General features: G+C 65.2%; 27 protein-coding genes. 7 read left to right on the forward strand and 20 right to left on the reverse strand.

The window, feature by feature from the left end; translation table 11 throughout:
• Nucleotides 1-2: 2 nt before the first annotated feature.
• The 8 genes from CH286_RS25005 to CH286_RS25040 all read right to left on the reverse strand — a co-directional run bounded on the left by CH286_RS25005 (nucleotide 3) and on the right by CH286_RS25040 (nucleotide 9,694).
• Complete coding sequence (locus CH286_RS25005) at nucleotides 3-668, reverse strand: dTMP kinase (RefSeq protein ID WP_037155786.1); 666 nt, start codon at nucleotides 666-668, stop codon at nucleotides 3-5.
• Nucleotides 669-674: 6 nt separating this feature from the next.
• A complete protein-coding gene (ahcY, locus tag CH286_RS25010; protein ID WP_094610611.1) occupies nucleotides 675-2,159 on the reverse strand; it encodes an adenosylhomocysteinase in 1,485 nt (494 codons plus the stop codon).
• A gap of 102 nt (nucleotides 2,160-2,261) precedes the next feature.
• On the reverse strand, nucleotides 2,262-3,365 hold the full coding sequence (locus CH286_RS25015; protein ID WP_255182761.1) for an alkane 1-monooxygenase: 1,104 nt from the start codon (nucleotides 3,363-3,365) through the stop codon (nucleotides 2,262-2,264).
• A 251-nt stretch (nucleotides 3,366-3,616) separates the two neighbouring features.
• Entirely contained in the window at nucleotides 3,617-5,125 is a 1,509-nt protein-coding gene (locus CH286_RS25020) for an amino acid permease (protein WP_094610613.1), read from the reverse strand.
• A gap of 151 nt (nucleotides 5,126-5,276) precedes the next feature.
• A complete protein-coding gene (gene manA / locus CH286_RS25025) occupies nucleotides 5,277-6,506 on the reverse strand; it encodes a mannose-6-phosphate isomerase, class I (protein WP_094610614.1) in 1,230 nt (409 codons plus the stop codon).
• Nucleotides 6,506-7,648, reverse strand: a complete 1,143-nt coding sequence (locus CH286_RS25030; RefSeq protein WP_094610673.1) for a tobH protein — start codon at nucleotides 7,646-7,648, stop codon at nucleotides 6,506-6,508. Before CH286_RS25030 ends, manA begins: the two co-directional genes overlap by 1 nt.
• Before the next feature lie 69 nt (nucleotides 7,649-7,717).
• Entirely contained in the window at nucleotides 7,718-9,100 is a 1,383-nt protein-coding gene (locus CH286_RS25035) for a phosphomannomutase/phosphoglucomutase (RefSeq protein ID WP_032403545.1), read from the reverse strand.
• Between the two features lie 186 nt (nucleotides 9,101-9,286).
• A complete protein-coding gene (locus CH286_RS25040; RefSeq protein WP_170944848.1) occupies nucleotides 9,287-9,694 on the reverse strand; it encodes a DUF3499 domain-containing protein in 408 nt (135 codons plus the stop codon).
• A gap of 72 nt (nucleotides 9,695-9,766) precedes the next feature.
• Between CH286_RS25040 and CH286_RS25045 the strand changes: the two genes are divergently transcribed.
• A complete protein-coding gene (locus tag CH286_RS25045) occupies nucleotides 9,767-10,252 on the forward strand; it encodes a metallopeptidase family protein (protein WP_032376893.1) in 486 nt (161 codons plus the stop codon).
• A gap of 48 nt (nucleotides 10,253-10,300) precedes the next feature.
• Here CH286_RS25045 and CH286_RS25050 read toward each other — a convergent pair whose 3' ends face one another.
• Nucleotides 10,301-10,534, reverse strand: coding sequence for a WhiB family transcriptional regulator (locus tag CH286_RS25050; protein ID WP_027496498.1), 234 nt, complete (start codon nucleotides 10,532-10,534; stop codon nucleotides 10,301-10,303).
• Nucleotides 10,535-11,252: 718 nt separating this feature from the next.
• On the opposite strand from CH286_RS25050, the gene cofD reads away from it, so the two are divergent.
• The 3 genes from cofD (at nucleotide 11,253) to CH286_RS25065 (ending at nucleotide 14,171) form a co-directional block, all read left to right on the forward strand.
• Nucleotides 11,253-12,227 (forward strand): 2-phospho-L-lactate transferase, encoded by a 975-nt coding sequence (cofD, locus tag CH286_RS25055; protein WP_094610615.1) that lies wholly within the window; start codon nucleotides 11,253-11,255, stop codon nucleotides 12,225-12,227.
• Between the two features lie 23 nt (nucleotides 12,228-12,250).
• Nucleotides 12,251-13,603, forward strand: a complete 1,353-nt coding sequence (locus CH286_RS25060; RefSeq protein ID WP_037156211.1) for a coenzyme F420-0:L-glutamate ligase — start codon at nucleotides 12,251-12,253, stop codon at nucleotides 13,601-13,603.
• Nucleotides 13,604-13,709: 106 nt separating this feature from the next.
• Nucleotides 13,710-14,171 carry an NUDIX hydrolase gene (locus CH286_RS25065; protein ID WP_080734631.1) on the forward strand — a complete coding sequence of 154 codons (462 nt, stop codon included), beginning with the start codon at nucleotides 13,710-13,712 and terminating at the stop codon, nucleotides 14,169-14,171.
• A gap of 16 nt (nucleotides 14,172-14,187) precedes the next feature.
• On the opposite strand, the gene CH286_RS25070 is transcribed toward CH286_RS25065, so the two are convergent.
• The 4 genes from CH286_RS25070 to CH286_RS27940 all read right to left on the reverse strand — a co-directional run bounded on the left by CH286_RS25070 (nucleotide 14,188) and on the right by CH286_RS27940 (nucleotide 17,518).
• Complete coding sequence (locus CH286_RS25070; RefSeq protein WP_032376891.1) at nucleotides 14,188-15,282, reverse strand: sugar phosphate nucleotidyltransferase; 1,095 nt, start codon at nucleotides 15,280-15,282, stop codon at nucleotides 14,188-14,190.
• Entirely contained in the window at nucleotides 15,272-16,183 is a 912-nt protein-coding gene (locus CH286_RS25075) for a glycosyltransferase family 2 protein (protein ID WP_094610616.1), read from the reverse strand. Before CH286_RS25075 ends, CH286_RS25070 begins: the two co-directional genes overlap by 11 nt.
• 34 nt (nucleotides 16,184-16,217) lie before the next feature.
• Nucleotides 16,218-17,072: a dTDP-4-dehydrorhamnose reductase gene (rfbD, locus tag CH286_RS25080; protein ID WP_094610617.1), complete on the reverse strand. Its 855-nt coding sequence runs from the start codon at nucleotides 17,070-17,072 to the stop codon at nucleotides 16,218-16,220.
• A gap of 143 nt (nucleotides 17,073-17,215) precedes the next feature.
• Nucleotides 17,216-17,518, reverse strand: a complete 303-nt coding sequence (locus CH286_RS27940) for a hypothetical protein (protein WP_094610618.1) — start codon at nucleotides 17,516-17,518, stop codon at nucleotides 17,216-17,218.
• On the opposite strand from CH286_RS27940, the gene CH286_RS25090 reads away from it, so the two are divergent.
• A complete protein-coding gene (locus CH286_RS25090) occupies nucleotides 17,519-18,955 on the forward strand; it encodes an LCP family protein (protein WP_032403064.1) in 1,437 nt (478 codons plus the stop codon).
• An 82-nt stretch (nucleotides 18,956-19,037) separates the two neighbouring features.
• On the forward strand, nucleotides 19,038-19,763 hold the full coding sequence (locus CH286_RS25095) for a TIGR03089 family protein (protein WP_441347140.1): 726 nt from the start codon (nucleotides 19,038-19,040) through the stop codon (nucleotides 19,761-19,763).
• A gap of 30 nt (nucleotides 19,764-19,793) precedes the next feature.
• On the opposite strand, the gene CH286_RS25100 is transcribed toward CH286_RS25095, so the two are convergent.
• Genes CH286_RS25100 through CH286_RS25110 form a run of 3 tightly spaced genes read right to left on the reverse strand, consistent with a single transcriptional unit; the run spans nucleotide 19,794 to nucleotide 21,881 of the window.
• Complete coding sequence (locus CH286_RS25100; RefSeq protein WP_094610620.1) at nucleotides 19,794-20,120, reverse strand: hypothetical protein; 327 nt, start codon at nucleotides 20,118-20,120, stop codon at nucleotides 19,794-19,796.
• Nucleotides 20,121-20,179: 59 nt separating this feature from the next.
• Nucleotides 20,180-20,686 carry a 5-(carboxyamino)imidazole ribonucleotide mutase gene (gene purE, locus CH286_RS25105; RefSeq protein WP_094610621.1) on the reverse strand — a complete coding sequence of 169 codons (507 nt, stop codon included), beginning with the start codon at nucleotides 20,684-20,686 and terminating at the stop codon, nucleotides 20,180-20,182.
• Nucleotides 20,679-21,881, reverse strand: a complete 1,203-nt coding sequence (locus CH286_RS25110; protein WP_371829166.1) for a 5-(carboxyamino)imidazole ribonucleotide synthase — start codon at nucleotides 21,879-21,881, stop codon at nucleotides 20,679-20,681. The genes purE and CH286_RS25110 overlap by 8 nt, the downstream gene beginning before the upstream one ends.
• Before the next feature lie 197 nt (nucleotides 21,882-22,078).
• On the opposite strand from CH286_RS25110, the gene CH286_RS25115 reads away from it, so the two are divergent.
• Entirely contained in the window at nucleotides 22,079-22,639 is a 561-nt protein-coding gene (locus CH286_RS25115; protein ID WP_032376884.1) for a GtrA family protein, read from the forward strand.
• Between the two features lie 6 nt (nucleotides 22,640-22,645).
• Here CH286_RS25115 and CH286_RS25120 read toward each other — a convergent pair whose 3' ends face one another.
• Genes CH286_RS25120 through CH286_RS25135 form a run of 4 tightly spaced genes read right to left on the reverse strand, consistent with a single transcriptional unit; the run spans nucleotide 22,646 to nucleotide 26,168 of the window.
• Complete coding sequence (locus CH286_RS25120) at nucleotides 22,646-23,965, reverse strand: sensor histidine kinase (protein ID WP_094610623.1); 1,320 nt, start codon at nucleotides 23,963-23,965, stop codon at nucleotides 22,646-22,648.
• A gap of 6 nt (nucleotides 23,966-23,971) precedes the next feature.
• On the reverse strand, nucleotides 23,972-24,652 hold the full coding sequence (locus CH286_RS25125; protein WP_094610674.1) for a response regulator transcription factor: 681 nt from the start codon (nucleotides 24,650-24,652) through the stop codon (nucleotides 23,972-23,974).
• A gap of 39 nt (nucleotides 24,653-24,691) precedes the next feature.
• Nucleotides 24,692-25,291: a PH domain-containing protein gene (locus CH286_RS25130; RefSeq protein ID WP_032403538.1), complete on the reverse strand. Its 600-nt coding sequence runs from the start codon at nucleotides 25,289-25,291 to the stop codon at nucleotides 24,692-24,694.
• Nucleotides 25,292-25,340: 49 nt separating this feature from the next.
• Complete coding sequence (locus CH286_RS25135) at nucleotides 25,341-26,168, reverse strand: biotin--[acetyl-CoA-carboxylase] ligase (protein ID WP_032403537.1); 828 nt, start codon at nucleotides 26,166-26,168, stop codon at nucleotides 25,341-25,343.
• Between the last annotated feature and the right edge of the window lie 237 nt (nucleotides 26,169-26,405).

Raw genomic sequence — 26,405 nt, forward strand, 5'->3', positions numbered from 1 at the left:
TCCTATGGTGTCACTTTCGGCTCGCCTGATGGCTGATTGGACAACTCGGCGGCGAGTCGATCGGGATCTACGTCGGCAGTGACGACCTGCCACGGCGATACCCAGTTCGCCGCCGCGAGAGCGGCGTACACGGCCGAGGTTCGGCTCTGCAGTGAGCCGTCCCGTTCGTACGCATCCCGGGTTCGGGCGACGTCCGCACTCTCACGCGCCGCAGCCCGCTCGGCGGCGAGTGCCACCGGCACGTCGAGCAAGATCTGAATGTCCGGAATCGGAACTCCGAAGCGCTCGAATTCGAGCGCCCTGATCCATTCGACGGCCCCACCGTCTGCAGTCTGTTCCAACCGAGCAGCGGTGTACGCGGCATTGGACGCCACGTACCGATCGAGAAGAACTACATCGTTGTGCGAGAGCAGCTTTCGGACCTCGTCGACCGCATCCCGGCGATCGAGCGCGAACAGCAGAGCCATCGCGTGCACGCTGCCGGCGGTATCGCCGTGTTCGCCGTGCAGCGCCTCCGCCGCAAGATCGGCGTGCACCGATCGGTCGTACCTCGGAAATCCGATACGCGCGACGTCGAGTCCGACGCGTTCCCACGCCGAAACGAGCCGACGGGCGAGCGTGTTCTTGCCCGCTCCGTCGACTCCTTCGATGACGAAAAGCTGTCCCACCGTAGGTCAGTAGCGGTAGTGCTCGGGCTTGTACGGGCCCTCGACGTCGACGCCGATGTACTCGGCCTGCTCCTTGGTGAGCTTGGTGATCGAGCCGCCGAGTGCTTCGACGTGAATACGCGCGACCTTCTCGTCCAAGTGCTTGGGCAGGCGGTAGACCTCGTTGTCGTACTCGTCCGGCTTGGTCCACAGTTCGATCTGAGCAATGACCTGGTTGGAGAAACTGTTGCTCATGACGAACGACGGGTGTCCGGTCGCGTTGCCGAGGTTCAGCAAGCGGCCCTCGGAGAGCACGATGATCGAGTGCCCGTCCTTGAACTGGTACTCGTCGACCTGCGGCTTGATGTTGATGCGCGTGACATCGGCGGCCTTCTCCAGCCCGGCCATGTCGATCTCGTTGTCGAAGTGGCCGATGTTGCCCAGGATTGCCTGGTGCTTCATCTTGCGCATGTGCTCGAACGTGATGATCGACAGGTTGCCCGTCGAGGTGATCACGATGTCGGCCTGCTCGATGAACTCCTCGACCGTGCGCACGTCGAAGCCGTCCATGAGCGCCTGCAGCGCGTTGATCGGGTCGGCTTCGGTGACGGTAACGCGTGCACCCTGGCCCTTGAGCGCCTCGGCGCAGCCCTTGCCCACGTCGCCGTAGCCACAGACCAGCACGGCCTTGCCGCCGATGAGGACGTCGGTGCCGCGGTTGATGCCGTCGATCAGCGAGTGGCGGGTGCCGTACTTGTTGTCGAACTTGCTCTTGGTCACCGAGTCGTTGACGTTGATGGCCGGGAACGTGAGTTCTCCGGCGGCCGCGAACTGGTAGAGCCGGAGCACTCCGGTGGTGGTCTCCTCGGTGACGCCCTGGACGGACGCGGCAACCTCGGTCCACTTGGACTTCGACGCCTCGAGCGAACGGCGCAGCAGGCCGAGGAACACCTTGTACTCGTCCGAATCGTGATCGTCGTCGGTCGGCGGGACGACACCGGCCTTCTCGAACTGCGCGCCGCGCAGCACCAGCATCGTGGCGTCTCCACCGTCGTCGAGAATCATGTTGGCGGGCTGCTCGGGCCAGGTGAGCATCTGCTCCGCCGCCCACCAGTACTCCTCGAGGCTCTCGCCCTTCCACGCGAACACCGGGACGCCCTTGGGCTCCTCGACGGTTCCGTACGGGCCGACGACGACAGCCGCAGCTGCATGGTCCTGGGTGGAGAAAATGTTGCACGACGCCCACCGGACCTGGGCTCCGAGCGCCACCAGGGTCTCGATCAGCACCGCGGTCTGCACGGTCATGTGCAGCGATCCCGAAACTCGCGCGCCCTTGAGCGGCTGTACGTCGGCGTACTCGCGACGCAGCGCGATCAGACCGGGCATCTCGTGCTCGGCGAGCCTGATCTCCTTGCGGCCGAATTCTGCGAGCGACAGGTCTGCGACCTTGAAGTCGATTCCACCGCGGTGCTCCACGGTGAGTGCCGATCCTGACGTAACTGAGGTCGTCATCTTGCCTCTCCTGTTGACTGAGTGTCTGTCCACCAGGCTATCGGGTCCGCGCGGTGGTAGTACCGACTGCCCGGGGGGACGAGTCCACACCGAGTGTCTGCGCTATCCGTTTCGTCCGGCTCGGGCCAGAATTCGGGCGCGCTTGCGGGGAAGGATGTTGGCACGGGTGACATCGCCTTCGTAGTGCGCGAGTACCCGTGGGTCCATCACTCGACGCCACAGCGGCGGGATTGCGGCGAGTATCACCATCGATGCGTAACCGGCCGGCAGCTGTGGAGCTTCGTCGCAGGAGAGCAGGGTCTGATAGCGCTTGCCGGGATTGGCGTGGTGGTCACTGTGTCGTTGCAGGTGGTAGAGAAATATGTTGGTGCAGATTCTGTCGCTGTTCCAGCTGTGGCGGGGTGAGCACCGAACGTATTTGCCGCGGTCGTTCGTTTCGCGGAGCAAGGCGTAGTGCTCCACGTAGTTCACCATCTCGAGCAACACGAATCCGACGACGGCCTGCAGCAGAAGATACGGCGCGATAGCGGGGCCGAACACGACCAACAACGTGCCGAACAGCACTGCGCTCAGCAACCAGGTGTGCAGCAGCGCATTGGTCGGGCTCGCGACCGAGCGACCCTTGCGCCGTAGTCGCTGCGCCTCGAGCCTCCACGCAGAGACGAGTCCGAACACCGTGCTGCGCGGCACGAAGGTCCACACGCTCTCGCCGAGCCTCGCGCTCGCGGGATCGTCCGGGGTCGCTACTCGAACGTGATGACCGCGGTTGTGTTCGACGAAGAAGTGTCCGTAGAGCGTCTGAGACAGCGCGATCTTGGCCAGCCACCGCTCGTGCTGCTCGATGCGATGACCCAGCTCGTGAGCTGCGTTGATACCGGTGCCTGCCACCAGACCCACCGTCACGGCGAGTCCGATCTTGTCCACCACGGTCAGGTTTCCGTACGCCCACATCCAGCAAGCGACGATGAGCCCGATGAACTGAATGGGTAGAAAAAGGTAGGTACACCAGCGGTAGTAGCGATCGTTCTGCAGTTTCTCGCTCGCCGACTCGTCCGGGTTGTGCCCGTCTTCACCGGCGATCAAGTCGATCACCGGAATGATCACGAAGAACACCAGAACACCGCTCCACCAGAAGATCTCCATGCCCGTCCAGTAGACCAACTGTGACGGCAGCAGCGCCGATGCCGGGGCCAGGAGCCCCAGCATCCACAAATAGCGTTTGTTGTCCTGCCAGCGAATCGAACGTCCGCCGGCCTTCGAATCCCGCCCCCCGAAAGCGACACCCGAATCCTTCGTGGAAGTGATTCGGCCGTTCGCATTCACTGTGTCAACACCCTCTCATCGAACCGTAGGAGTCCTCCAAGTCTGTTTTCGAGGGTATAACATTCTGCGGGTCCGATGTGACGACGACCGAATTCGGCCGGGCATCCTAGGACGAGCTACAAAGACGGTACCGACTATTTCTCGGTCTCCACCTTCGCTGCTTCCCGCAGTCCCATCACCGAATGACGCCTGCTGTACAGCACGTAGATCACGACACCGGCGGCCATCCAGACCAGGAAGCGCAGCCACGTCTCGACCGACAGGTTGAGCATCAACCACAGGCACGCGAGCACGGCGAGGATCGGCACCAACGGAACCCACGGCACACGGAACCCCCGCTCGAGGTCCGGTCGAGTCTTGCGCAGAACCAGAACACCCGCCGACACGAGCACGAATGCGAACAGCGTTCCGATGTTCACCATCTCCTCGAGCGTGCCCAGCGGAACGAAGGCCGCGAGAAGTCCGACGATGACGCCGACCAGAATCGTCGTCCGAACCGGCGTGCCCTTCTTTCCGGTATGTGCCAATCCGCGCGGCACCAATCCATCCCGCGACATCGCGAAGAGCACTCGGGTCTGGCCCAGCATCAACACCATCACCACGGTCGTGAGACCGGCAAGTGCGCCGAACGAAATGATGTTCTTGGCCCAGGTCAGACCGTTGAGCTCGAACGCCGTTGCCAGCGTGGAACTGTCGCCCGCCAGATCGGTGTACTTCACCATTCCGGTCAGCACCAGGGTGACGGCCACGTAGAGCACGGTCACGATCGCGAGGGAACCGAGGATGCCGCGCGGCAGTGCCTTCTGCGGCTCCTTGGTCTCTTCCGCCGTCGTCGCGACCACGTCGAAGCCGATGAACGCGAAGAACACCAGCGACGCCGCGGCCAGCAGCCCGTACCAGCCGAAGGTGCTACCGCCGGCACCGGTGACGAACGAGAACAAGGACTGATGGAGACCCTCGCCTGTGGAGCCGGGCTGCGACGGAGGAATGTACGGGTCGTAATTGGAGACCTTGATGTAGAAGGCACCGAGCACGACGACGAAGAGAACGACGATCACCTTGATCGCGGTGATCACGAGCGAGACCCGCGAGGACAACTTGGTGCCCGATGCGATCAGCACCGTCAGCACCACCACGATGAGCAGCGCGCCCCAGTCGAAGTTCAGCGAACCGATCTGGAGTACCGGCGCGGCCGTACCGAGCAGATCGCCCAAGTACAACGACCACGCCTTGGCCACAACAGCGGCCGCGAGGCCGAACTCGAGGATCAGATCCCAGCCGATGATCCAGGCGATGAACTCACCGAACGCGGCATAGGAGAACGTGTACGCGCTGCCGGCAACGGGAACCGTCGAGGCGAACTCCGCGTAACACAGTGCCGCCAGGCCGCAGGCGATCGCAGCGAGCACGAACGCCACCGACACCGCCGGTCCCGCCACGTTTCCGGCGGTCCGCGCGGTCAGGGTGAAGATGCCCGCACCGACGGCAACGGCGACACCGAACACGGTGAGGTCCCAGGAACCGAGTTCTTTCCGGAGTTTCGTATCCGGCTCGTCGGTGTCCTCGATCGACTGCTCGATCGATTTGGTCCGGAACCACCCCGTCGTGCGCGGGGTCTTGGCCGGCCGGTCTGCTCTGCTCATCTGGCCTCCGTAGCGCGTATTCGCCTCTGTCCACGGATCACACCCGTCGCAGAGTTCACTGTGACATCAGACTATTGCCTTCGGGCGCGCCGCTCGCGCACTTCCGCAGTTCGAAAAGACCTCCGCACAGGTGCGACAGGCCGCGAGGAATCTACTGGCGACCGACGGAGGCCACGAACACCTCGGCCACGCCCGAGTCGGCAGTCACCGTAACGGATCGATCCGCAGCCGGTATCCAGGCCGAGCTGCCCTGCGGCACCGTCAGCCCGGACCGGCTGCCGCCGGTACTCGCCACGACGGTGCCGTCGGTACACAGCAGAATTCGGGGACCGGATCCGGGTATTTCGACCGTCTCCCCCGGCGACACCGCCGTCCGACTCAGCGCGAATTCCGGTGCAGGCGTGCGGTACAGGTAGGTGGGCCGATCGTCCTCGCCCGGAGTGATGGGAGAGATATCGGCCGGCTCGAAGTCGAGTACGCGCAGCAGTTCCGGGACGTCGACGTGCTTGGGAGTCAGTCCTCCGCGCAACACGTTGTCGGAGTTCGCCATGATTTCCACTCCGGTGCCACGCAGGTATGCGTGCAAGTTTCCGGCGTCCAGGTACAGGCCTTGCCCGGGAGCCAAGGTCACCCTGTTGAGCAGCAGTGCTGCCAGCACACCGGCGTCGCCGGGATAGGACTCGCCGAGCTCGAGCAGAGTCCTGGCCTCGGCCGCGAATCGTCCGCCGTCGGTGCGCGCGGGACCGGAAAGATAATCGATGCATCCCTGGGCAACGGCCGGAAGAATATCGTCCAGCGACTGCCCGGGAAGCGTGATCCACGAGGTGAACACCGTACGCAGCCCGGACGCATCGGGCTGTGCGGCAAGCAATGTGCGGTACCCACCGAGCGCGGCCACGGACAACGCGTCGAGCAGTTCCACGGTCTCCGCAGGGCTCCGGAAGCCGGCCAGCGCCTCGAATTCGGTGAGCGCCACGATCAGTTCCGGCTTGTGATTCGGATCCCGATAGTTGCGCACCGGAGAATCGATGGGGACACCGGCCGCATTCTCGCGTGCGAAACCTTCATGTGCCTGCGCACTGCTGGGGTGGGCCTGCAACGACAAAGGCTCTTCTGCAGCAAGGAGTTTCAGCAGGTACGGCAGTCGGGACTCGTACTGCTGCGCCGAGCCTCCCAGCTGCGTTGCCGGATCCCCGTCGATCAATGTGAGCAGTGGGGTGCTGCCGCCCTCGTGCACCACGTGCGCCGAATCGGCTGGGTGAGCACCGAGCCAGATCTCGGCCTCGGGATGATCGGACGGAACCGGGCGACCCTGAATACGGGCCAGAGCGGTTCGCGACCCCCATGCGTAGGACCGAACCGCACCACGCAAGAGCTGCACTAGCTACCGCCCATCAACAACAGGTACGCGGCGGTCGTGTCCAACCGCGTCGCCAACACGGACATGGTGTCGAGCACCGAAAGTGTAGCCGGACCGGGAGACGCGACGGTGATGTCGAGCTCGGATCCCGGCCTCGCGCCGCCGAACAGCGCATCGGTCGACTCGGCGAGCAACAATTCCGGCTCGGTGACACCGGCCAGTCGTCGTTCGGTCATGGCGCGATCGACGTCGGATGCGACGACGATGACGCGCATCGGCAGTGCGGGTGGTGGGCCGTCGAGCTGCTCGTCGTGAAAGAACGAATCGAATGTCTTTGCCGTGCCGGCAGATTCGGCAGTCCTCGCCCGGACGGACGCCGCGATGACATCGCCCAGTTCTCCGGCACCGACGAGCACACCCGCCACACGCAGTAACACCTCACTGCCGTGCCGAGCCACCTCGACGGCCGCGGCGCTGCTGCCGGACAGCACCACCTGCCGACCGTTCATTCCGCTGGCGAGAGCCTTGGCCGGGTTGTGGAACACCTCGTTGGACGGGCTGTTTCGGACCGCCTCGGCATCGAGCAGGTCGGCCAGACGAGACAGATTGGGCAGCAACGTCTTCCACGATCCACCGGCAACCGCACCGAGAACGGCGACGAAGGCGGCGAGATAGCGCATCAGGGCGTTGTGGTCACGGACCGCGACTCGCGGCGGCAACCACATGACTCTGGCTCCTCGGACGGCACGCAGCGGGCCTTCCTCGGGTGCCACCACCACCACTTCCGCGCCGCGACGTGCTGCGGCATCGACAGACTCGGCAAGGCGCGGATCGCCTGCGTCGTCGCCGGCAACCACCACCACATCGAGCGGGCCGATCCACGGCGGAGTTCCGGTACTACGAACCAGCGGAACACCGAGTCGGTCACCGAGCGCTGCGACGAGAAGTGACGCGGCACGACTGCTGCGCCCGTCACCGGTCACGATGACCACACTTCTGGGACGCAGATCGGCCAACCGAGAAAGCACCGCTTCGTCCACCGCCGTCGCGACAGCGCGAACCTGCGCGCCCGCCAGAGCAGCACTGCGCAACGCACCCTCGCGATCGGCCGCGATGAGAGCATCGGCATCGTCGAGATCGACCAGAGACGACACTGCGGTCATGGCTGCGACACCTCCCTTCGTCACCGACCGGAAACGAACGCTTACCCACTCATGAACCCTCGGTAACCACTATTCCAGTCCGGCGCGAACGATGCCCAATATCTCGGTCGACAATGCATCGACATCCGCAGCGGTGCGCGCTTCCACGTTCAGTCGGAGCAGCGGTTCGGTGTTCGAGGCCCTGAGGTTGAACCAGGAACCGTCGGCGAGATCGACTGTCACGCCGTCGAGTCGGTCGATGCCCGAGGTTCGATCGGCGAACGCCGCGAGCACGGCCTCGGTACGACCCGCCGCGTCGTCGACGGTCGAGTTGATCTCGCCCGATGCGCTGTAGGTCTCGTAGTCGGCCATCATCTCCGACAGTGGGCGGTCCTGTGCACCGAAAGCGGCGAGGACATGCAGCGCGGCGAGCATGCCGGAGTCGGCACCCCAGAAGTCGCGGAAATAGTAGTGGGCAGAGTGCTCTCCACCGAAGATGGCTCCGGTGTCGGCCATCTGCTGCTTGATGAAGGAGTGGCCAACGCGGGTTCGTACCGGCGTGCCACCGAGCTCGGTGACCAACTCCGGCACGGAACGGGACGTGATGAGGTTGTGGATGATGACCGCGCCCGGTTCCTTGGCCAGTTCGCGCTCGGCCACCAGGCAGGTGACGGCCGAGGGTGAAACCGGGTCGCCCTTCTCGTCGACGACGAAGCAGCGATCGGCGTCGCCGTCGAACGCAAGTCCGATAGCAGAGCCGGTCTCGACGACGAAGCGCTGCAGATCCACCAGATTCGCCGGATCGAGCGGATTGGCCTCGTGGTTGGGGAAGCTGCCGTCGAGCTCGAAGAACAGCGGCTCGATCGTCACCGGCAACGGTCCGAACACTGCAGGGACGGTGTGCCCGCCCATTCCGTTGCCTGCGTCCACGGCGATCTTCATGGAACCGATTCCCGACAGATCGACCAGGTCTCGCAAGAACTGCGCGTACTCGTCGAGGACGTCACGGGACGTCACCGTTCCGGCCGGGCCGTCGAACTCGGGTACCCCGTCCACCAGTTCGGCTTTGACGATGGCCAGACCGGTGTCCTGTCCCACCGGCTTCGCGCCGGAGCGGCATAGCTTGATTCCGTTGTACTTCGCCGGATTGTGACTCGCAGTGAACATGGCCCCCGGGCATTCGAGCAGGCCCGAGGCGAAGTACAGCTGATCGGTGGACGCCAGGCCGATGTGCACCACATCGAGTCCTTGAGCGGTGACACCGTCTGCGAAGGCCCGAGACAGCGCCGGCGACGAATCACGCATGTCGTGACCGATCACGACCGACCGCGCGGCCCCCGCCTCGTCGCGTACCAGACGCGCGAACGCGGCTCCGACGTCTCGCACGAACGCCTCGTCGATCTGCTCACCTACGACTCCACGGACGTCGTAGGCCTTGATGACGGCGTTGACGGACTCTGCGGTTCGGGCCACGAAGATTCTCCTGGTGATCGTTCTTGCGACGCCGCACATCGGCGTCGTCGAGCGTGTGTGACGGTGCGTCCGCACCAGTATCGGCAGAACGGCACAGACCGTTTCGGTCCTGCTCGAAAACCTTGCCAGACGGCAGTCGGACCGGCCAGTCGGACGTCGCCACACCACACCGGTGTGCGCGGCGACTCAGGACGTGGGGTCGGGAAGAACTCGAAGGTGACCACGCCTGCCGGTTCGGACGGCCGGGGCGGATCGGCGTTCACCGTCGGACGGACGAGACGCCGACCGATCGATCTCACGGTCCTCGGAGCGGACGCGATCGCCGCGGCCCGCCTCTCGAACCGCCTCGGCAAGTGCCGTCAGGTCGTCCTCGTCGGGCGTCGACGTCGAGTAGCCACCCTCGTACCGAACGAGCTCCCAGCCCTTCGGCGCGGTGGTCGTCGACGCGTGAATCTCGCACAGATCCCACGAGTGAGGCTCGTCCACGGTGGCCAGCGGCCCGACGACCGCGGTGGAATCGGAGTAGACATATGTGAGCGTTGCAACAGCAGAACGGTTGCAACCAGGCCTGCAGCAGCCACGCAGTGATCTCACGAATGCAGACTATCCGGTAGGCGCAACCGACCGAACGACCGACACACCGGACGAGCGCGATAACCTCCCCCCATGCCTCGATTCTCCTCCGCGCGCAGGATCACCTCCCGGTCCGTGGCACGGCACGGCCGCGGCATCCGCGGACCGGTTCTGCCCGAGGACATCCCTGCCAGGCGTTCACGGGCAGAGAAGTTCGACCGACTGGTGCTCGACGCGTTCGCGCGAATCGATCATCGATGGCACGACAAGCTCTCGAAGCTGGATATCGCCGTCGACGATGTGCCCAAGATCAGGGCGTTGGATCCGGAGTCCGTGACATGGCCACCCGAAGTGGTGGCAGAGGGTCCTGTGCCGCTGTCGCGATTGGTGCCGGCCGGGATAGACAAGCGCGGAGAGACGACACGCGCCAGAGTGGTGCTGTTCCGGCGACCGCTCGAGCGTCGCGCAAAGCACCCCGAGGATCTGGAGGATCTGTTGTTCGAGGTTCTCGTGGAGCAAGTAGCGACATATCTCGGGATCGACCCGGACGAAGTGGATCCGAACAGCGCCGCAGAGTGATCTGCGGCAGGGTGCTCGATCGAGCACAACCGAGCGTCGGTGGAACGCTCAGCCGATACCGCGCTTGAGTCGACGCCGTTCCCGCTCGGACAGCCCACCCCAGATACCGAAACGCTCGTCGTTGGCGAGTGCGTACTCGAGGCATTCGTCCTTGACCTCGCAGCCGAGACAGATGCGTTTCGCCTCGCGGGTCGAGCCACCCTTCTCCGGGAAGAAGGCCTCGGGATCGGTCTGAGCGCACAGTGCGCGCTCCTGCCACTGATCCTCGATCTCCTCGAACATCTCGTCGAAACCTGCGACAAGACTGAGGAACGGCTTGGCCGGCGGAACCGACTCGGCAACGAACGGCATCAGGTCGGCGTCGGAATCGACATCGTTGTCGGTATCGGCGTCGGTCTCGATCTGCGTCTCGATCGTTCGACCCACGTACGCAGAACCCGCGTCGGCCGTGACGCTCGAATCTGCCCCGTTGTCGGCCTCGGTCTGCGGCGCGTCGTCGACAGCGCTGAGATGTGCAGTGGGTCCGCCCCGCTGATCACGTGTCACGTGCTCGTCATACATCGCTTCCGCCTCCTCACCTGTGGTAGCGCAGATACTTTCGGTCTTCGTGTGCTCGAATACCTTGCCCCGCGCAGGTATTCGATCCAACTGGCGCGTCCGAACGCTCGCGCGTTCGTCCAACTCTCGACCTCTACTCGACGTCCATGCAAGGACGAACAGGAAGGGAACGAGTGTTCGAAACCAGGCTCGCTGCAATCGAACTCGTGCCGCGAACACTGAATGACATACCTGTGATTAGACACGCACAGGTGTGTCGCGGTCAAGCCGATCGCGCAAATCTAATACCATCACATGCCCGAAATCGGCTGTCTCCCCGAATCGGAGCCCGTCCCGTGCGTGTCGCGGCGGTTATGGCACCTCCACACGGTCCGCTCGTACGGGTGCAGCACCGGGTGGGCGCTCGCCCGGCACCGCCGCAACCCCACTAGGCTCGTGCGTTGTGAAAGTTACTGTTCTGGTCGGTGGCGTCGGTGGCGCGCGGTTCCTTCAGGGTCTCAAATCCTTGTTCGGCGACAACCCCGAGCACGAGACCACTGCGGTGGTCAACGTAGGCGACGACGTGTGGATGCACGGTCTTCGCATCTGCCCGGATCTCGATACGTGCATGTACACCCTCGGTGGTGGAATCGACACCGATCGTGGATGGGGCCGCATCGCCGAGACCTGGAACGCTCGTGACGAGTTGGCGGCCTACGGTGCCGATCCCGACTGGTTCGGACTCGGCGACCGTGACATCGCCACACACCTGATCCGCAGTCGGATGTTGCGCACCGGATTTCCGCTGTCGGCCGTGACCGAAGCCCTCTGCAACCGGTGGCAACCGGGCGTCCGGCTGCTGCCCGTCACCGACGATCGGTCCGAGACCCACGTCGTCGTCACCGATCCGGACGATCCGAGCGGCGAGCAGCAACGCGCAATTCACTTCCAGGAGTGGTGGGTTCGTTACCGAGCGCAGATCCCGACCCACAGTTTCGCCAACATCGGTGCCGAACAGGCAAGCCCGGCACCGGGAGTGGTCGAAGCGATCACAGAGGCCGATGCCGTGATCCTGGCACCGTCCAATCCAGTGGTGAGCGTCGGCGCGATCCTTGCGGTTCCGGGCATCCGCGGGGCCCTCAGAACCACAGCAGCCAAGGTGGTCGGCCTCTCCCCCGTCGTCGACGGTAAGCCGTTGCGCGGCATGGCCGACGAGTGCCTGTCCGTCATCGGTGTCGACACCACAGCACAGGCAGTGGGCCGTTACTACGGAAGCCGAAGCGGCACCGGCATTCTCGACGCGTGGCTGGTGCACACCACCGACGCCGCGGTCGTCGACGGAGTGGACGTGCAGTCGGTCCCGTTGCTGATGACCGACCCCGAGACCACAGCGGTGATGGCGCGTACCGCGCTGCTCGCGGCTGGACTCGACCTGTGACCGATTCACGCGAGACCGCCTCGATGTCCACGGTACCGAGCGATCATGCACCGGGCGGTTCGATCGAAATGCTGCCGATCACCGGACTCCCGGAATTCAGGCCGGGTGACGATCTGGCTTCGGCGATCGCCGAGCGAGCGCCGTGGTTGCGGGACGGCGACATCTTGATCGTCACCAGCAAGGTCGTCTCCAAGGTGGAGGGCCGGTTGGTGCAGGCACCGCACGATGCCGACGAGCGAGACGCTGCCCGCAGAGTGCTGGTGGAGCAAGAAGCTGTGCGCATCGTTGCGCGCAAGGGCCGAACCCTCATCACCGAGAACCGGCTGGGCATCGTGCAGGCCGCGTCGGGCATCGACGGCTCCAACGTCGACGGTGGCGAACTGGCACTGCTGCCCGAGGACCCCGATGCCAGCGCCGCAGCCTTGCGCGCCGCTCTCGGCAAACTGCTGGGGGTGACGGTCGCCGTGGTCGTCACCGACACCATGGGTCGCGCCTGGCGGATCGGGCAGACCGACGCTGCCATCGGCTCAGCGGGTCTCCCGGTTCTGCACGCCTATGCCGGAGCCGAGGACGGTCAGGGCAACGAGCTCGTGGTCACCGAGGTCGCGATCGCGGACGAGCTCGCTGCCGCAGGCGATCTGGTGAAGGGCAAGCTGGGCGGTGTCCCGATCGCGGTCGTACGCGGCTTGGCACCGGTCGACGACGGTTCCACCGCGGCGGCTCTCCTTCGCGGCGGCGAGGACGACTTGTTCTGGCTCGGCACCGCCGAAGCGCTCGATCGTGGCCGTCGGGAGGCTCTACTGCTGAGACGGTCGGTGCGCTCGTTCTCCTCGGACTCGGTCGATCCCGAGCTGATTCGAGCTTCGGTCGCCGACGCTCTCACCGCCCCCGCTCCGCACCACACTCGACCGGTCCGGTTCGTGTGGGTCAGGACCCCGGCGCTTCGGCGTCGGCTGCTCGAGACGATGCGCGAGCAGTGGCGCGCCGACCTGACCGACGACGGCCTCAGCGAGGAGCGGATCGCCGCGCGGCTGAGCCGCGGTGACATTCTGTTCGACGCACCGGAAATCGTCGTTCCGTTCTGTGTGCCCGACGGCGCGCACTCGTACCCCGACGAGAGGCGTCGAGCCGCGGAGGAGACGATGTTCACCGTGGCGGTCGGTGCCGCGGTCCAGGGTCTGCTCGTTGCCCTCGCAGTACGGGAACTCGGCAGCTGCTGGATCGGCTCGACCATTTTCGCCGCCGATACCGTGCGTGCCGAACTCGGACTGCGTGCAGATTGGAAAGCCATGGGAGCCATCGCAATCGGGCACCCCAGCGAGCCGTCGACGGTCCGGGATCCGGTGGTTCCCGGGTCGTCACTGTTGGAGCTCTGACGTGTCGGCAACGACGCCGCCTCATTCGACTCTGTGGAATTCGGTCGGAGCATCGCTCGATCGATGGGCACCGTCCGATTCGAGCGACGAATCGCTCCGGCACACGATGCTGGCGTTTCTGCACAGCAACCCGGATGCGTGTCTGCGCGCCAACGAGGCCGGCCACTTCACGGCGTCCTCGCTGGTGCTGAACGAGTCCGGCACCCACGTGCTATTGACTCTTCACCCGAAGGTCGGTCGGTGGATTCAACTGGGCGGCCACTGCGAACCGACGGACCACACGGTGGTCGACGCGGCGCTGCGTGAGGCCACCGAGGAATCCGGGATCGCCGATCTGACCATCGATCCGGCACTGCTCTCGGCGCACACGCACCCGATCACGTGCTCGCTGGGTAAGGCGACCCGGCACCTCGACCTGAGGTTCCTGGTGCGCGCCCAGGACGGTGCCCGGGCGGTCCGCAGCGAGGAGTCGACAGATCTTCGATGGTGGCCGGTCGACGCTCTGCCGGACACCGCCGAGCACGAGACGATCGACCGTCTCGTCGCGCTCGCTGCACGCCGCCGGTAGCGACGAGCGGATCGGGTCAGACGTCGGTGGAGAAACGCACTCCGCCGTCGGGGAGCTTGACGCCGGGCCACACGCGCGCACCGCGGAGCAGTTCGCATCGAGCTCCGATGTCCGCACCGTCGCCGATGACCGCGTCGCGCACCAGGGCGCGGGGTCCGATGCGGGAACCGAAGCCCAGAATGGATCGCTCGACAACGGCCCCGGCCTCGACGACCGCACCGTCGAACACGACGGCACCGTCCAGGCGAGCTCCCGCTCCGATCTCGGCGCCGCGACCGACGACGGTTCCGCCGATCAACAGTGCGCCCGGTGCCACTCCTGCGCTCGGGTGAACCAAGGACTCGCCGCGATCTCCGTGCAGCGCGGGCGACGGCGCGATGCCGCGGACCAGGTCGGCCGAGCCCTTGACGAAGTCTTCCGGCGTACCCATGTCACGCCAGTACGCGCTGTCGACGTGTCCGTAGACCTTCTTGTCCTCGGCGAGCAAGGCAGGAAACACCTCTCGCTCCACCGACACCGGACGGCCGGCCGGGATCGACTCGATGATCTCGCGCTTGAAGACGTAGCAACCGGCGTTGATCTGGTCGGTCGGCGGATCCTGAGTCTTCTCGAGAAACGCTGTCACGCGGCCGGATTCGTCGGTGGGCACACAACCGAACGCGCGCGGGTCGCCGACCCGAACCAGATGCAACGTGACATCGGCGTCGGTGGTTCGGTGCGTATCGAGAACTGCCGTCAGATCGGTGCCGCCCAGCACGTCCCCGTTGAAGACCATGACGTTCTCGGCGCGCAGTCGCGGCAGAACGTTCCTGATGCCTCCGCCGGTGCCGAGCGGTTCGGTCTCGAAGACGTATTCGAGATCGATGCCGAGTGAGGATCCGTCTCCGAAATGCTGCTCGAACACTTCGGCTTTGAACGACGTTCCGAGGACGACGTGCTCGATGCCCGCGGCCTTGATGCGGGCCAAGAGATGGGTCAGGAACGGCAGTCCGGCGGTGGGGAGCATCGGCTTCGGCGCCGAGAGCGTCAGCGGCCTGAGCCGAGTTCCCTTGCCGCCGACCAGAATGACTGCATCGGTACGTGCGGCGACCGATGGGGAACTATCCGACATGTCCAGCCTCTGTTCTCTCGTCCGTGAGTCGTCCGTCAACTGCGCGGGCCCGAAGCGCCGAGGTCACAACGATCTTCGAGCGAAGACCGAGACCAGCACGCAGAGCCAATCGTAAGGGAGCCTGCCACGTCCGAGCGTGTCTGTCGGCCTGAAAGCGGTACGCACTGGTGTGATGTGCGGGCAACATCACTTCCGGATGCCGTCCTGCGGCATGGCCTTTCGAATGGGTGACCTCGACGCCGGGAACGTAGACGTTGTGCCAGCCCGCTCTGCCGAGCCGGTCACCGAGATCGACGTCCTCCATGTACATGAAGTAGCGCGAGTCGAATCCGTCGATCGAATCGAACGCCGACCGCCGCAACAACAGGCACGATCCAGACAGCCACCCCACGGGACGCTCGGTCACCGTTTCGTTCTCCTGGCGATACCGCTGAGTCCACGGGTTCTTCGGCCAGAGCTTGCCCAACATTGCGTGTCCCGCGCCCGACGTCAGATCGGGCACCGACCGAGCCGAGGGGTACCGAGAGCCGTCGGGCTCGCGGATGAGCGGACCGAGAGAACCTGCGCGCGGCCAACGAGCCGCCGCGTCGAGGAGTCCGTCGAGTGAACCGGGGTGCCAGCGCACATCGGGGTTGGCCACGACGACGAACTCGACAGCCGGGTCCACGGCAGCCACCGCGCGATTGACCGCTGCTCCGTAACCGATGTTCGCGCCGGTGCGCAGCAACTCGGCCTCGTCGAATGCTGCCTCGGCTGCCTCGGGGGTGCCGTCGACCGAGCCGTTGTCGGCCATGATCACCCGATAGGGGCGCGTCGTGGCCTCACGTAGAGACGTCAGGAATTGATCCAGGTATTCGCCGGGCGAATAGGTCACCGTCACTACGGCCAGCTCGGAACTCACGCGGGCAAGAGTAGCCCGAGCACGGGCGAAAGCCTCATCTCGACTGCGTCAAGGCTGCCGTCAGTGCGGCCGACCACGGGCGCGCCGGCGTCAGGCCTGCGTCGACCCAGGCGGTCGGCGAGAGGACCGAGTAGGCAGGCCGGGGTGCCGGCACGACATATTCGGCGCTCGAACACGGCTGCACGCGCTCGGCATCGGCACCGATGTGCGCGAACACCGCGCGAGCGAGATCGAACCAGCTGGCCTGCCCCGCGTTGGTGTAGTGCAGGGTCCGTCCCACCACGGTGGGGTCGGCTTCGATCTCGAGCAGGCCCGACGCCAGGTCGAAGGCGAACGTGGGCGAGCCGATCTGGTCGTTCACCACCGAGAGGGTGTCGCGCTCACTTTCGAGCCGTTGCATCGTGGTCACGAAGTTCTTACCGGTGTTGTCGTACACCCACGCGGTCCGCACGACGACGGCCTCGGGCAACTCCTCGCGCACCGCGAGCTCGCCGGCGAGCTTGGTGCGTCCGTATGCCGACTGCGGCGCGGTCTTCGCGTCGACGTCGTACGGTTCGGTCGCTGTGCCGTCGAACACATAATCGGTGGAGATGTGGATCAACCGGGCACCGACACGCCCGCAGGCGCGCGCGAGATTTCGGGGGCCGTCTGCATTGACGGCCATGGCCCTGGCCTCGTCGGTCTCGGCAGCGTCGACCGCGGTGTAAGCAGCACAGTTGATCACCGTTGCTCCCGCACTCACCACGACAGCGACCGCATCGGGGTCGGTGATGTCCAGGTCGGCGGACGAATACGCGAGAACCTGCGCACCGCTACCTCGTTCTGCGGCCAGAGCCACCACTCGGCGGCCCAACTGGCCGTGTGCACCGGTTACCAGGATCGCGTTCACGGTTGCCAAGTGTGGCACGCCGGGTTCGGTTGGGCGAGGCAGCGACCGCCGACAAGTAACCTTCGAACAGCGGGGGGAGAACGAAGCAGTCGGCTGCCGAGGTCGGTCGGAACGAGAGAGGGTCGTGAACGGTGCCACGAGATTCAGGCACGCCCGGAGGTGAGCGCACTCCCCCGCCGCGGCGGCGCACTCCCCGGCGACCCGACGGTTCCGATGCACGCGGTGCGTACCGCCCCGACGATCTCGATGCGCGTATCGCACGTCGACACCCCGACGAAGAACAGCGCGGAGAGCGCCGGTCCCGCGAACGCGGCCGCGACCGCAGCGAATCGACCGGGCGATCGCACCGGACGAGGCAGCGTGATCCCCGCGGTCCCGTCGGGCGACCGGAATCCGAGCGCGGCGCTCCTACCGCGGGTAGCGGTCGCCGTTGGCCCCCGACTCACGTGGCTGTTGCGGTCCTGTCGATCCTCGTTCTTCTCGTGACCGGTTTCGCGTGGCGCAGTGTCGACAGTCTGCGATCGAACATCGCCACCGCAGGTGGTCTGGGTCTCGGCGGCGCCGCAGACGGTGCCGTGGACATCCTGATGGTCGGTACGGACAGCCGCACCGACGCCCACGGCAACGCGTTGTCGCCCGAGGAACTCGCATCGCTCAATGCCGGTGAAGAGGTGGCGTCGAACACCGACACGATCGTGTTGATCCGCGTCCCGAACGACGGATCGTCGGCCACCGCCATTTCGATTCCACGCGATTCGTACGTGGAGGTACCGGGCATCGGGATGTCGAAGATCAACGCCGCGTACGGCGCGACCAAAGAGAACAAGCGGCTGGAATTGGTGGAGCAAGGTGTCGCGGACGCCGATGCGGAGTCCCAGGCCACCGAGGCCGGGCGCGAGGCTCTGATCGATTCGGTCGCCAACTTGACCGGGATCACCGTCGACCACTACGCCGAGGTGGGTTTGCTCGGCTTCGTGCTGTTGACCGATGCCGTCGGCGGCGTCGAAGTGTGCCTCAACAACCCTGTGCAAGAACCGCTCTCGGGTGCGAACTTCCCGGCCGGCGAGCAGAAGCTGGCTGGTTCGCAGGCTCTGAGCTTCGTTCGACAGCGGCACGACCTCCCCCGCGGAGACCTGGACCGTATCGTGCGTCAGCAGGTGTTCATGGCCTCGCTCGTTCGGAGTGTGTTGAGCGCCAAGACACTGAGCAATCCCAGCAAACTGGGTCAGCTGAGCACCGCGGTGCAGCGGTCGGTGACGCTCGACTCCGACTGGGACATACTGCAATTCGCTACTCGACTCCAAGATCTCGCCGGAGGCAAGGTCAAGTTCGAGACCATCCCCGCCGTCGACATCAACGCCACGACCGACTATGGCGAATCGATCGTCCAGGTCGATCCCGCCGCGGTGAAGAAGTACGTCGCGAGTTTGCTCGGCGATGGCAATTCGGCGGAGGCCAACGCAGAGAATTCCGAGGCTCCGGAGGTCGATCCGTCGACGGTGACCGTGGACGTCGCGAACGACAGCGGAATCGAAGGACTCGCCAACGGCGTCGCCGGTTCCCTGACGGCGTTGGGCTACGTCGGCGGGACCATCGGAAACTACGAGGGCTCGTCCATCTCGTCGAGCCGCATCCAAGCTGCCGACGTCGACAGTGACGCCGCGCGCGCCGTCTCGGCCGCGCTCGGCGGACTGCAGATCACCGCGGACGACACGCTGACGTCGGACACCGTTCGGGTGGTGCTCGCCGACGACTACGCGGGCCCCGGTTCCGGGCAGGCGGCAACAGCCGAAACCATTGCACCCGAGTCGGGTACAGCGATTCCCGAGGAGCCCGCGGCTCCGATCGACGCGGGCTCCACCGGCCCGATGTGCGTCAACTGACACAGGCGTCGATCGACCTGTGCGTCGACTTCGACGGTGCTACTCGCAGCGTGTGAACAGGCGTGCCGAGTCGTCATCTAGGGTGCGTGGTGTGGCCTCGAATCTGACTCAGACCCTGCTCGACCCGATTCTTTCCGCTGACCCGGCCGGTCCGCGCATCACGTTCTACGACGATGCGACCGGCGAGCGGGTAGAGGTGTCGGCAGTGACACTCGCGAATTGGGCCGCGAAGACCGCCAACCTGTTACGTGACGAGTTCGCGTTCGAGGTAGGCGGCAAGGTCAGCGTGCTGTTGCCCGCACACTGGCAGACGGCCGCGGTCCTGCTTGGCGCTTGGTGGGCGGGCGGCGAGGTGGTCCTGGGTGCCGACGATTCCGCAGACGTGGCCATGGTGTCGGCAGATCGCCTTGCCGAGGCACCGGATGTCGACGAGGTGTTGGCCTTCTCACTCGACGCGTTCGGTAAGGCTGTCCCCGACCTGCCGATCGGAATGACCGATTACGCAACCTCGGTGCGGGTGCACGGCGATCAGTTCCGGACCTCGGGAGGCGCAACCGGGACAGCGGCTCTGGACGGTCGTTCGGTGGACGAGGTGCTCGCTGCCGCCCGTGCCGGTGCCGAGACTCGTTCGTGGACAGCCGCCGATCGCGTGCTGTCGACGGCATCCTGGAACACCCCCGACGAGATCATCGAGGGTTTGCTGTCGGTGCTCGTCGCAGGAGCCTCGCTGGTTCAGGTGACCAATGCGGACGAGGCGAAGTCCGAGCGACGTACCGAGACCGAGAAGGTCACCGCCACCCTGACCTGAACCTCGGGCCCCACCGCGCGAGCGCAGCACTCATCCAGGCTGTCGATAGCCGCCGTCTGCGAGACCCGCCTGGATTTCGAATTTGTTCGCAGGCCCACGATGCCGTATCTCCTCGGCGAGGTATCGAAACGGGAACGTCAACCCGAAATGCGCCCACTGATCCGCGTGCACGGCCTCGTGCCGCAGTACCCGACGAGCAGTGTTGGCTTTCGTCAGGTAAACGCCACCGAATGTCGTTCCGCCACGGCCGAATCCGCCGCGCAGGCCGGTACAGACGAAGATCGAGAACTCGTCGTCGAAGTGCGCGGTTCCGCGCCACACGCGCGCGTAGACCAACGCCAGCCGCGTCACCAGCATAGACTGCCACCGACCCCGGCCGGCTCGCCGAATCTGCTCCTGCCGAGACACAGCCGTCCTCACCCCAACAACGTGGTGCGCAGAGCTTTGTCCTTTTCCAACACCATGGCCTCGAGTGACGCCTGAAAGGCAGCCATTCGTTCTCGAAGCGCGGGATCGGACGCACCCAGAATCCGGACCGCAAGCAGCCCCGCATTGCGGGCACCGCCGATGGACACCGTGGCCACGGGAACACCCGCGGGCATCTGAACTATCGAGAGCAGCGAATCCATACCGTCGAGATACTTCAGCGGTACCGGCACACCGATGACCGGCAATGGCGTCGCCGACGCCACCATGCCGGGCAGGTGCGCCGCTCCACCGGCACCGGCAATGATCACCTTGATGCCACGACCAGCGGCCTCGCGGGCATAGTCCAGCATCCGCTGCGGGGTTCGATGGGCCGAGACGACACCCACCTCGAACCGAATGCCGAACTCCGCCAACGCTTCTGCAGCAGCTTCCATCGTCGGCCAGTCGGAGTCGCTGCCCATGATCAGGCCGACGGCAGGAGTGTTGTCAGTCATTGTGTGGGTCCCATCCGTCGGTCCATTCGGCGTGCGACATCCAGTGCGCTGCACGTTCGGCTCGCTCGCGCACCGAGGCCACGTAGGCAGGATCGGCGAGGGAACCGGACGACGAACCCAGGATGTTCACGTGGCCGATCTTGCGGTCCTTGCGCTCACCTTTTCCGTACAGGTGCACCTTCGCGTCGGGCATGCGGGCGAACAGGTGATGCAACCGCTCGTCCATCGTCATCTCCGGTGCCTCCGGCGCGCCGAGAATGTTGGCCATCACGGTGAGCGGAGCAAGTGGATCGGTGTCTCCGAGTGGATAGTCCAACACCGCACGCAGATGTTGCTCGAACTGCGAGGTGCGGCACCCGTCCATGGTCCAGTGTCCGGAGTTGTGCGGCCTCATCGCCAGCTCGTTCACCAGCAGCTTGCCCGAGGTGGTCTCGAACAGCTCGACCGCCAGATCTCCGACGACACCGAGTGCACCTGCGATGTCGAGTGCGAGTCGGCCCGCGAAGGTGGCCACGTCCTCGTCGAGATCGGGAGCAGGTGCCAGCACGACGGCGCACTGGCCGTTGCGCTGCACGGTCTGCACGACGGGCCACGCGGCACCCTGACCGAACGGCGATCGTGCGACCATGGCCGACAACTCGCGGCGCATGGCGACCTTCTCCTCCACCATGAGCGGTACACCCAGGTCGAGTTGAGCAGTGACGATCGCCTCTGCTTCCTCGGCGTCCGCGGGCATCCAGACACCGCGCCCGTCGTATCCGCCGCGCACGGCCTTGAGGACCACCGGCCATCCGTGCTCGTCTCCGAATGCGATGGCGTCCTGCGCCCACGCGACCTCCGCGTAGGCGGGGCCGGGCGCGCCCAGTTCTGCCAGCTTTCGCCGCATCCGCAGTTTGTCCTGCGCGAAGATCAACGCGCTCGGTGGCGGCTGAACGTTGACACCTTCGGCGACCAGAGTCTCGAGATGCTCGGTCGGCACGTGCTCGTGGTCGAACGTGAGCGCGTTGGAACCGGTGGCGGCGGTGCGCAGCGCCTCGAGGTCGTCGTGGTGACCGAAGACGACGTCGGGGCTCACCTGGGCAGCCGGCTCGTCCGAGCCCGCGGCCAGAACCCGGAGCGTCTGCCCGAGCTCGATGGCGGATTGGTGGGTCATTCGGGCGAGCTGACCACCGCCGATCATCGTGACCACGGGCATTCCGGTCGACGGCGGGCGCGCAGCTGTGGGGCGCGGTTCGGTACCTGTCACGGCTCACCATGGTGTCATGTCCTGCGCCTTCGGTCCGAACCGGCAGCCGCACACGTCACTGCCGGCCCAGCGAGCACCTGTGGAAACCCTGATGATCAGAGCGTCGGTTCGTCGGATCGGTCGTTCGTTTCGTAGACTTCACCGTTGTGCCGACGATCGACAGCGTGCTTCGACGCTTACCCAAGCCCATCAGGGATCTTGCGATTCGGCACAGCGAGCTGATCAAGTTCGCCATCGTGGGTGGCACGACGATGGTCTTCGACCTCGTGATCTTCTATTCGCTCAGCTTGACGGTGCTCGAGCAGAAGCCGGTGATCGCCAAGATCATCTCGGGCGTGCTCGCCACCCTGCTGAGCTACTTTCTCAATCGCGAATGGGCCTTCAAACACCGCGGCGGACGCGAGAGACACCACGAGGCCCTGCTCTTCTTCGGCATCAGCGGAATCGGAGTGCTCATTGCTGCCGGTCCCCTGTGGATCGCGAACAACATCTTCGACATTCGCGACACCAGCGAGTCGCTGACGATGGTCGTCATCATCGACTTCGTCCTGAACTACATCATCGGCAATCTTCTCCAGATGGCGTTCCGGTTCTGGGCGCTCAGGCGTTTCGCTTTTCCCGAGGACAATGCGCGCACGATTCTCGAGATCGACGCCGAGCGCAACGAGGACCCTACCGACGCTGCAGACGCACTCGACAAGCCCTGACCGTTCTCAACGCGGCTCACGGCGCGACACCGCAGGCGAAGGTTCACGCCACGCCGGTATGAACACCGAGAACAACGCAGGTCGGCGACGTTGCAATTCCAGCCTGCCGCCGTCCGCTTCGATCAGGGCCCGAGCCAGCGCCAGCCCGACACCGGTGGATCCGGCACCGGAGAATCCGCGATCGAAGATGTGTGGCGCAAGTTCGTTGCTCACACCCGGCCCCTCGTCGGATACCTCCACGCAGACCAGTCGTTCCCGCCGTCGATCGGTGCTCTCGACCGCCGAGACCGCCCTGACGGCGACTGTGCACGTACCGTCGCCATGCACCAGGGAATTGTCGACCAATACCGACACCGCCTCCCGCAGTCGCGATCCCGTCACCGACGCCTTGAGATCCATGTCGCCCTTCAGCTCCAGGCTGCGGCCTGCGTCCTCGAAATTGCGCTGCCATTCGACGACGGTGCCGGTCAGTTCCTCGATGACCGACACTTCGTGAGCGCCGGCCGCTCCGTCGCTGCGGGAGGACCGGACGAGCTCGTCGATGGCGAGCGTCAACCGGTCGACCTGGTCCATCGCCTCGTTTGCCTCGTCCACCACCGCCGGATCCGGGTGCGTGGAAATTTCGTCCAGACGTAGCCGGACCGCCGTCAAGCGGCTGCGAAGCTGGTGAGAGACATCGGCGACCAGCGTGTGTTCACGCTGCAGACGGCCGGCGATCTCGACGGTGGCCGAGTCGAGTACTTCCGAGACCCGGTCGAGCTCGGCGATCCCGTGCCGTCGTGGGTCCGGCCGAAAGTCGCCCTCGGCAAGTCGGGCAGCGCGCCGGGCCACGTCCTGCAGCGGATCGGCCAAGCGCTTGGCCGTCAGAACAGCGACAACCGTGCCTGCCATCGCGGACGCGAGTACCACGAGAGTCACCGCTCCGAGCGCCTGGCGTTGGAGGGACCGCATGTCATCGGACGGCACTTCGAGTCGCAGTGAACCCGAGGTACCCATCGACAACGACTCGACGAGCGGCCGATCCACGAACGCCTGGCCGATGTCCGCCCGCGACGCGGCATCCTCGGGGGTCGGGTAGATGACCACCAGCCGTCCCCCCTGGGGGATCGCCAATCGAAGCGAACCGATGTCGAGTTGGCCTTCGATCAGACCCGCCGACCCCTCCTGCGAAATGATCTCCGCCGCCATCCGGTCGAGACGGGCTTGCAGGTCGTTGCGGGTGAAGTCCTCGACCCACAACCACGCCGTGTACATCAAGGGCAAACCGAGCAACAGCGCCGTCATGACGACGACAACGAGAATCGAGACCAGAATTCGACGCCGCATCGACGACTAGTCGCTGTTGATGCGGAATCCGACGCCGCGCACCGTCGCGATACGACGCTCGGCAACGGGTCCCTCGTCGCCGATCTTGCGGCGCAGCCAGGACATGTGCATGTCGAGAGTCTTCGATCCGCGCAGCTCGGCATCGCCCCAGACCTCGCGCAGAATCACATCACGGGAGACCACTTGGCCCGCGTGATCGAGCAAGACCTTCAGCAGCTCGTACTCCTTGTTCGCGAGCGAGATCTCGGTGCCACCGACGAGGACGCGACGGGCCGCTGGTTCGAGACGAATGGATCCGACCTCGATCGGCGCGTCCTCCCCTGCCCCACGGCGGCGGAGCAGGGCACGGACACGGGCCATGAGCTCGGCGAGCCGGAAGGGCTTACCGACGTAGTCGTCTGCGCCGGCATCGAGACCGACAACAAAATCGACCTCGTCGGTTCGCGCGGTCAGCATGAGGACGGCCAGCTCGGATCGGTTGGCCCGCACCTGCCGGCACACCTCGAGTCCGTCCATACCCGGCAGCCCCAGGTCGAGGATCAGCAGATCGAACTTTCCGTCCAAGGCGCGTTGGAGGGTGGCAGGGCCGGTCTGTTCGACAGTCACCGTGTACCCCTCACGCCCGAGAGCGCGGGACAGGGGCGCAGCGATAGCTTCGTCGTCTTCGGCAAGCAGCACGTCGGTCACATCGGTCACCCTACGGTTCGAAAGTGAGAACAGCCTGTGTTACCTGCGTTTTCCAGCGCGCCATCCGGGCTTGGACTCGACGGGCGAATCGTCGGCCATCGGCTCGAATGCAGCCTCTCGGCCGTGCACGGACTCGCGGCGGTATTCCATCGAGTCGAATACCTGCTGGTAGAGCAGGGAATGGACACGCTGGACGTGCGGAATGTCGTCGAACTCGAGTGGATCGTCCGACGCCGAGGCAATGATCAGTGTTCCGGTGCCCAGCATCCGATCGAGCAGGCCGTGGCGAAACTGCACGTTGCTGATTCGACTCATCGGAATATCGATGCCGGAGTGGGTCAGCACACCCTGGCGAATCAACACACGCCGGTCGGTGACGATGAAGTGCGTGCACTTCCAACTGATCAGCGGAACCAGACAACGCCACCCCACGACCGCCGCCCACGCCACTGCCGCGGCAATCATGGCGACGTGTGAGGCGGTCGATTGCAGTCGCGCACTCGCGACGCCGAGGGCTACACCGGCGACGCCGGTGACGAGCACGAACGTGATCGACGGAAGTATCAGCATCTTCCAGTGCGGGTGATGATGGAGCAGTAGCTCCTCTTCGTCGGCCAACGCGTCTTGTGGATACCCCACGTGCACTCCTGACTACTCGCTACGGCATCCGACTGAAGGTGTGATGGTCTCACGAGACGGGCCGGAGATGAGTGACGTCACCGGCCGCGACCGCCAGCCGACCGGAATCGGGGTGCTCCATCTCGATCACCATTCTGCCGTGCTCGTCGACGTCGACGGCAGTGCCGAACTTCTCCTCGCCGCCGGGAAGGTCGACTCGAACGCGTTGCCCTATGGTTCCGCACCGATCCCGGTACCGGTGCGCGAGCGCGTCGGTACTCCAGTTCGAGTCACGCCACGAGTCCACCTCTGCGGCCACCCCCCTCAGAATCGCGCGCACCAACGTGTCGCGATCGAGAACCGCTGCCTTCTCGAGAGCGAGCGACGTGGCCGTCGACACCGGCAACTCGTCCGCGGTCATCGACACGTTGACCCCCAGCCCGATGACCACCGTCGGGGACGGTCCGTGCGCAGCAACCTCAGCGAGGATGCCCGAGACCTTCTTGCCTTGGATGAGGACGTCGTTGGGCCACTTCAGTCGCGCATCGACTTCGCCGACGGTCCGTAACGCGTCGACCAGAGCGATTCCCGTCATCAACGGCAGCCATCCGAGTACCGCTGGATCGATCCCAGGGAACTTCAGCAGCATCGACAAGAGGATCTGCGACCGGGGCGCGCCGGAAAACGATCTCGAGTGCCGACCGCGACCGTTGTCCTGATGCTCGGCGATCAGCGCGGTCCGGTCGGCATAGTTCACTGCCCCTGCCACCAGATCGGCATTGGTCGAACCGGTTTCGGCAACCACGTCCAGACGGGACCACGACGCCTGCGGTCCGTCCACCAGTGCCCGCCGAAGTGCGCGGACGTCGAGCGGTGGGCGATCGAGGTTTGTCCACATGAGCACCAGCATATGGGCTCGGCAACGACCTACGCCCTTCGCGAACCACCCTCGGTCGGGTCGCAGATCACACTCGCAGTTAAAGTGTTGCCCCATGACCAGCGTCCAGGAATCCACTGCACCCGGGTCGGCCGAAACACCCGATATCCATACCACTGCGGGTAAATTGGCCGATCTTCGTAAACGTCTCGCGGGTGCGGAGCATCCCTCGGGTGAGGCGGCGGTGGAGCGGGTCCA

Source organism: Rhodococcus sp. WWJCD1 (genome assembly GCF_002258735.1).
Taxonomy (GTDB): domain Bacteria; phylum Actinomycetota; class Actinomycetes; order Mycobacteriales; family Mycobacteriaceae; genus Rhodococcoides.

What these genes read in the sequence shown, in the direction of transcription:
- ahcY (WP_094610611.1), bottom strand. Translation starts at nt 2,159, where the DNA reads ATGACGACCTCAGTTACGTCAGGATCGGCACTCACCGTGGAGCACCGC.
- CH286_RS25015 (WP_255182761.1), bottom strand. Translation starts at nt 3,365, where the DNA reads ATGCTGGGGCTCCTGGCCCCGGCATCGGCGCTGCTGCCGTCACAGTTG.
- CH286_RS25020 (WP_094610613.1), bottom strand. Translation starts at nt 5,125, where the DNA reads ATGAGCAGAGCAGACCGGCCGGCCAAGACCCCGCGCACGACGGGGTGG.
- CH286_RS25030 (WP_094610673.1), bottom strand. Translation starts at nt 7,648, where the DNA reads ATGACCGCAGTGTCGTCTCTGGTCGATCTCGACGATGCCGATGCTCTC.
- CH286_RS25045 (WP_032376893.1), top strand. Translation starts at nt 9,767, where the DNA reads ATGCCTCGATTCTCCTCCGCGCGCAGGATCACCTCCCGGTCCGTGGCA.
- CH286_RS25050 (WP_027496498.1), bottom strand. Translation starts at nt 10,534, where the DNA reads ATGTTCGAGGAGATCGAGGATCAGTGGCAGGAGCGCGCACTGTGCGCT.
- CH286_RS25060 (WP_037156211.1), top strand. Translation starts at nt 12,251, where the DNA reads ATGTCCACGGTACCGAGCGATCATGCACCGGGCGGTTCGATCGAAATG.
- CH286_RS25065 (WP_080734631.1), top strand. Translation starts at nt 13,710, where the DNA reads ATGCTGGCGTTTCTGCACAGCAACCCGGATGCGTGTCTGCGCGCCAAC.
- CH286_RS25070 (WP_032376891.1), bottom strand. Translation starts at nt 15,282, where the DNA reads ATGTCGGATAGTTCCCCATCGGTCGCCGCACGTACCGATGCAGTCATT.
- CH286_RS25100 (WP_094610620.1), bottom strand. Translation starts at nt 20,120, where the DNA reads ATGCTGGTGACGCGGCTGGCGTTGGTCTACGCGCGCGTGTGGCGCGGA.
- purE (WP_094610621.1), bottom strand. Translation starts at nt 20,686, where the DNA reads ATGACTGACAACACTCCTGCCGTCGGCCTGATCATGGGCAGCGACTCC.
- CH286_RS25110 (WP_371829166.1), bottom strand. Translation starts at nt 21,881, where the DNA reads ATGCCCGTGGTCACGATGATCGGCGGTGGTCAGCTCGCCCGAATGACC.
- CH286_RS25120 (WP_094610623.1), bottom strand. Translation starts at nt 23,965, where the DNA reads ATGCGGCGTCGAATTCTGGTCTCGATTCTCGTTGTCGTCGTCATGACG.
- CH286_RS25135 (WP_032403537.1), bottom strand. Translation starts at nt 26,168, where the DNA reads ATGTGGACAAACCTCGATCGCCCACCGCTCGACGTCCGCGCACTTCGG.